General features: G+C 45.4%; 5 protein-coding genes and 2 pseudogenes. 6 read left to right on the forward strand and 1 reads right to left on the reverse strand.

The window, feature by feature from the left end:
* From F7Q90_RS24620 to F7Q90_RS24650, 6 genes and pseudogenes are all read left to right on the forward strand, one after another.
* Nucleotides 1-149 (forward strand): annotated as a pseudogene (locus F7Q90_RS24620) (IS630 family transposase); the annotation flags it as partial.
* A 24-nt stretch (nucleotides 150-173) separates the two neighbouring features.
* On the forward strand, nucleotides 174-1,304 hold the full coding sequence (locus F7Q90_RS24625) for a baseplate J/gp47 family protein (RefSeq protein ID WP_071988756.1): 1,131 nt from the start codon (nucleotides 174-176) through the stop codon (nucleotides 1,302-1,304).
* A complete protein-coding gene (locus tag F7Q90_RS24630; protein ID WP_044242141.1) occupies nucleotides 1,288-1,911 on the forward strand; it encodes a hypothetical protein in 624 nt (207 codons plus the stop codon). The genes F7Q90_RS24625 and F7Q90_RS24630 overlap by 17 nt, the downstream gene beginning before the upstream one ends.
* A gap of 25 nt (nucleotides 1,912-1,936) precedes the next feature.
* Nucleotides 1,937-3,193, forward strand: a complete 1,257-nt coding sequence (locus F7Q90_RS27450; RefSeq protein WP_006119729.1) for a hypothetical protein — start codon at nucleotides 1,937-1,939, stop codon at nucleotides 3,191-3,193.
* Nucleotides 3,193-3,768 carry a tail fiber assembly protein gene (locus tag F7Q90_RS24645; protein WP_044242140.1) on the forward strand — a complete coding sequence of 192 codons (576 nt, stop codon included), beginning with the start codon at nucleotides 3,193-3,195 and terminating at the stop codon, nucleotides 3,766-3,768. Before F7Q90_RS27450 ends, F7Q90_RS24645 begins: the two co-directional genes overlap by 1 nt.
* 152 nt (nucleotides 3,769-3,920) lie before the next feature.
* A pseudogene (locus tag F7Q90_RS24650) lies at nucleotides 3,921-4,088 on the forward strand (NADP-dependent isocitrate dehydrogenase); the annotation flags it as partial.
* 408 nt (nucleotides 4,089-4,496) lie between these two features.
* Here the strand turns inward: F7Q90_RS24650 and F7Q90_RS24665 are convergent.
* Nucleotides 4,497-4,802: a hypothetical protein gene (locus F7Q90_RS24665; RefSeq protein WP_006119727.1), complete on the reverse strand. Its 306-nt coding sequence runs from the start codon at nucleotides 4,800-4,802 to the stop codon at nucleotides 4,497-4,499.
* Nucleotides 4,803-5,025: the final 223 nt, after the last annotated feature.

The following is a 5,025-nucleotide window of genomic DNA, read 5'->3' on the forward strand; positions in this document are numbered from 1 at the left end:
ATGTCGAACGGTTGTGGCAGGCGCTTCATGAGACAATAACCCGAAATCACCAGTGCAGTTCAATGTGGCAACTGTTGAAAAAGGTCCATCACTTTATGAATACCGTCAGCCCATTCCCCGGGGGAAAACATGGGCTGGCTAAAGTGTAGCGGTATTAGGATCAGTTATTTAGGGTGCCTGGTTACACCGCAAATCTTCCCGCTGGATTGATTGCTGATATGGCCGGGACCGGAACAGGGGCGGTTGCTCTCATTGACCAGCTTCGCGTTGACCTCATCAATTCCTGTAGTCCATACGGTGCCAATATTCCGCTTTTGAAGCAGCTTGGCAGTATTTACGGTGTTCCACAGGGAATGGGTACGAACACCTCTGTATACGTGGTTTTCACTGCGCCGCCGGGCTTCCCTATCCCGAAGGGGTTTACTGTAGGCGACGGGAACAATCAATACGCTGTTGTCAGGGATGCGGTAACGCCTACTGGCGGTCAAACTGAACCGCTTTACTGCCTGGCTACTTCTGCTGGCTCATGGGCGGTACCAGAGGGTTCCGTGACGCAAATCATTACCTCGGTACCGAAGAGCTATGTTGTCACCTGCACAAACCTCACAGCAGGGTTGCCAGGGCTTGATGATCAGACGTATTCATCCTACCGTGCTCAGGTAATGCAATCCGGGATGAAGGCCGTGCAGGGCGTTCCTGATTACTTTAGAACACTGATGCAAGAAGTTGAGGGTGTGCAGGAGAACCTTATTTCTTACAGGCAGTTTTCCCAAGGGAAGTGGGTCGCAGTTGTTGGTGGTGGGGATCCTTACGAGGTGGCCTATGCCATCTATAAAGCGATACCTGATATCTCAATGCTTACAAACGACGTCAGTAACCCCTCAGGTAATCCAGTCGATAAGAAAACCGTTCAAATCGACGTATACCCAGATAGTTATCAGATCCCTTATGTCGTACCAACCTCGCAAACGGCTTCGGTGTACATCACTTGGAATACCGCATCGACCAACTATGTCGATCCTACCGGGGTATCAAATGCAGTTCAGCAGCCGGTGGTTGATTACATCGAAGCAATTGCCGTTGGTCAGCCGATCAATGCCCTCCAGATTAAGGAAATTTTCCTCGATGCAGTGCAGGGACTGATTCCAAAATCTCTTGTCTCCATGATCGACGTTCAGGTTGGCATTAACGGAACAATCGTCCCTCCAGAGGCTAGTACCGAGCTGGTATACGGCGACACTTACGGCTATTTTGCCACGACACTGGGCCAGATTCAGGTAGAAAAATATGGAAGTACCAGTTGAGAAAATAATCCCATCCTACCCCTTTGTGCAGTACCGAGACGACCCGAATATCGTCGCGTTCTTCGAAGCATATAACGACATGGCTCAGGAATACTTGGACGAGCTTAATTCACTCAACCTACCGTATTGGCCTTCAGCGTCGCTGTCAGGAAAGTTGCTTGATTGGGTTGTAGAGGGGATTTACGGAGAAACACGGCCATTGCTTCAGGTATCTCAGGATGCAATCTCTAAGGGGGCTTATAACACCATTGATTACAACCGTATTCCGTATGCTGGAATGAAAAACTACATACCTGGAGCGACAACCTATGTCGTTGATGATTATTTCAAACGGATCCTGACCTGGAATTTTTATAAAGGAGATGGGGTGCAGTTTAGTATCGATTGGCTAAAGAGAAGGGTTGCCCGTTTTTTGCGCGGACCGAATGGTATTGACCCGCCAGTAACAGACACCTTCGATATTTCGGTCGTTCCCAACAATGGCGTATTCGCCATTCTGCTCCCTGATTCTTCCGATAACGTGGCGCAGTTTCTAAAAGAAGCTATAGAGCAGGGGATCGTAAAACTTCCTTTTATCTACAGCTTCACCGTCGATTTCAACAATTAATTCTCATCACTGGAATGGTGAAAAAATGATACTGGGTTTCGGTAATAACATTGTTTCCTCTCTGGCTTCGGATATCACGGCAGGTCAAACGACTATTCCGGTAATTCCCGGTGATGGCCCATTATTTGCCTCATTACTTACTTCCGATTTCAGCAATAAATCAACTACGTTAAAAAAATATGCGAAGATTACGCTTACTGATTCCGGCGAAACCGCTTTCGAAATCTGTCATTTGACCGCGGTAAGCGGTGATAATTTAACGGTCGTCCGTGGTCAGGAGGGAACTGTTGCAAAGGGCTGGGCGTTAAAAGATGTGATAGCCAACTTTGCCACTCGTGGCTCAGAAAATGGCTTTGTCCAGATTGCTGAGGCACAAAGCGGTTTCTATACTTCCGGCACGGCTGGCGGTTCGGCGAATGCATTGACCCTAGAGTTGCCAACGACCTTTTTTCTCAACGGCTCCGTGGATTGGGTGCTTAAAACGCCAATCGTTATATATCCGACCCAAAACAATACTGGTGCCGCCACGCTGCAACTGATAATGGGCGGTAGGGTGCTCGGGACATTCCCTTTGTATAAGGGGAACAAAGCGCAATTATCCGCGAACGATATCCTCAAAGACGTTGCGCTGGTTTGCTTGATGGACAATACCAAAACATTCTTCAGCGTGGCTAATCCTGGCGCGATCTATGCGGGGTTAGGTACGGCCGCATTCAAAGATATTGTTACATCAATGACTGATACCACCGGAGGAAGAATACCTGTTGTAGGTTGGATGGGACTCGGTAGTAACGCATTACCTGTTACAGTATCTTCGACCAATGATTTAACAAAACTCCCGGTCACCACGTTTTCAGCAATTCGTGAATATAAAGCAAGTGATGGGTCAGTTTATATTATTGGAACAGGAGGTGTTTCTTCGAGTGGAAACTATGGTGAACTTCTTGTCCCAGAAAATGGAAGCAATGGCACAAAAGTCGCTGTACGAAATAAGGATACCGTATTCAATCTTTACAACGATAAAAATAAACCAACGGCTAATGATGTGGGGGCTTATTCCAAATCAGAGTCGGATGCTCGTTATGTATCCGATGTACAGTTAGGGGCGGGTACAAAAATAACTACGTGGAATACATCAGGTAACTGGCCAAATAAAGCGGGATACGTAATAACATCTGTTTTCAAAGATGCCAATGACTATAACCTTGACGGGGTCACTTATGCGCCTCTTCAGAAAAAAGTCGGCAGCACATGGTATACGGTAACTGGGGGGACAGTTTAATGCCGGAATTACAGGTAATAGAGAATTTTAAAATCGTTGATACTCCGAAAAATCGTATTATAACAACGCTGGAAACCAATCTCGGCGTGGTATTCCTTGAGTCAGAAGATGGACAGGACTGGTATGAATGCCAGGCTTTATTTTCTGATGACACAGTTAAAATAATGTACGACGCTCAAGGGGTTATCAGGGCAGTAGTTGATAAGCCTGTGCCACAACGAGATAACACATACGCGGTGTCAATGCTTTGGCCTGTAGACATGTCAGTTTCCGAAATGGTTGTTGAAGATTACCCGATTGATTGTCAGGCCGATGGTACCTGGCGTTATACGGATGGGCTGATAGAAAAAATCCCAACTGATTATGTAGCCGTAGCAGAAAATCAGAAATCTCAGTTAATGGCCGCTGCCAACGCAGCTATTGCCCCCCTACAGGATGCAGTAGATCTTGGCATGGCAACAGATGAAGAAAGTGACATGTTGCTGGAGTGGAAAAATTACAGGGTACAATTGAACAGGGTGGATACTTCGACAGCTCCGGATATCCAATGGCCAGAACCTCCAGTTATTAGCTAAACCATGTTAGAGACGCTGCGTTTTTCTTCCCCAAAACCAAAGTTAACCATATGTAATTACTGCTATCTTTGGTTGCATTTTTATGTCGCTTTTTTGTGTTGGCACTCGATAAAAGTTAATATAATTCAATGTATTAACATAATTTTCATCATATACTGCTGCGTCATATGGAATGGTTCGAAGCCGCAGACCTGATTGTTAAAGGCATGGAAGGCGCAATCGCTGCCAAGACCGTGACCTATGACTTCGAACGTCTGATGGATGGCGCTAAGCTGCTGAAATGTTCAGAGTTTGGTGACGTGATTATCGCGAATATGTAATCCAGAATTTGGGTTAAACGAGAACGGGAGCCGGTTGGTTCCCGTTTTTTATTAGTATGTTAATAACATTATTTATCAAAACCAGGTTATTCATCATAAACGTTAAGGTTTTTTTGGCTTCCAAAATCACGCAGCTAATTACCTTGGCAATTAGGTTTAGAGACAGCATTACGGTAAACAGTTCTGCCGCAGTAAACAGCTTGTCCTTAGATAGGAACAATGCGTACCGCAAACTAAAGCTCTCAGAGGGAATGAACCGCATTAAATTTCAAATGGCGGAGGGTTTTGTTGAAAGGAACTGGCAAGCTTGATGTGCGGCTTGAGATAGATTGCGAGTCTTAAAATCTTATCACAATAACGATTTCACAGCCCTCTGTCAGGGTTATTCGTTCTTACCATCGAATTGCCTTAGCAATTTTTTCCAGGAAACATGCGCCATGTTTCACCCCATGGTTCTGGACGAAAATGATCGCAATCTAACTGCTCTGACGTTGTTTTTAGTTCCTCATCGTCAGAGATACGTAATAATGAACCGATTTCATTGCGGGCATCTGCTTTTGAAAGGACGTTAGTGTCGAAATAGCAGGCGGCTGTTTCACCGACAGCGTTGTCAAAATCGTCGTGATAACAGCTGAAAGAGGCGGTTAAAATCTCGCGCATGACTGGGTACGTCATTTTATCTTTACCCCATCCACGGATAAGACGTGAGAACATAATATGACTTCCCATTGTAGAATTTTTGAAGCAAAACAACCCTCACACTTGAGCAGGTTTCTTTGATTGAACTGCCTTGCGGCTTTGTTGAATAATAGGTAATCATTCTGTTTTGTCTGCACTGTTTTGGTAGAAAACGCTGATGCCAGACAGAACACCGTCATACGCAAGCATGTAATGCATTGATTTTATGTTATCTGAAACAACCGTTTTCATAGTACCA

It is taken from the genome of Pantoea stewartii subsp. stewartii, from assembly GCF_008801695.1.
In the GTDB taxonomy this organism is placed as follows: Bacteria; Pseudomonadota; Gammaproteobacteria; order Enterobacterales; family Enterobacteriaceae; genus Pantoea; species Pantoea stewartii.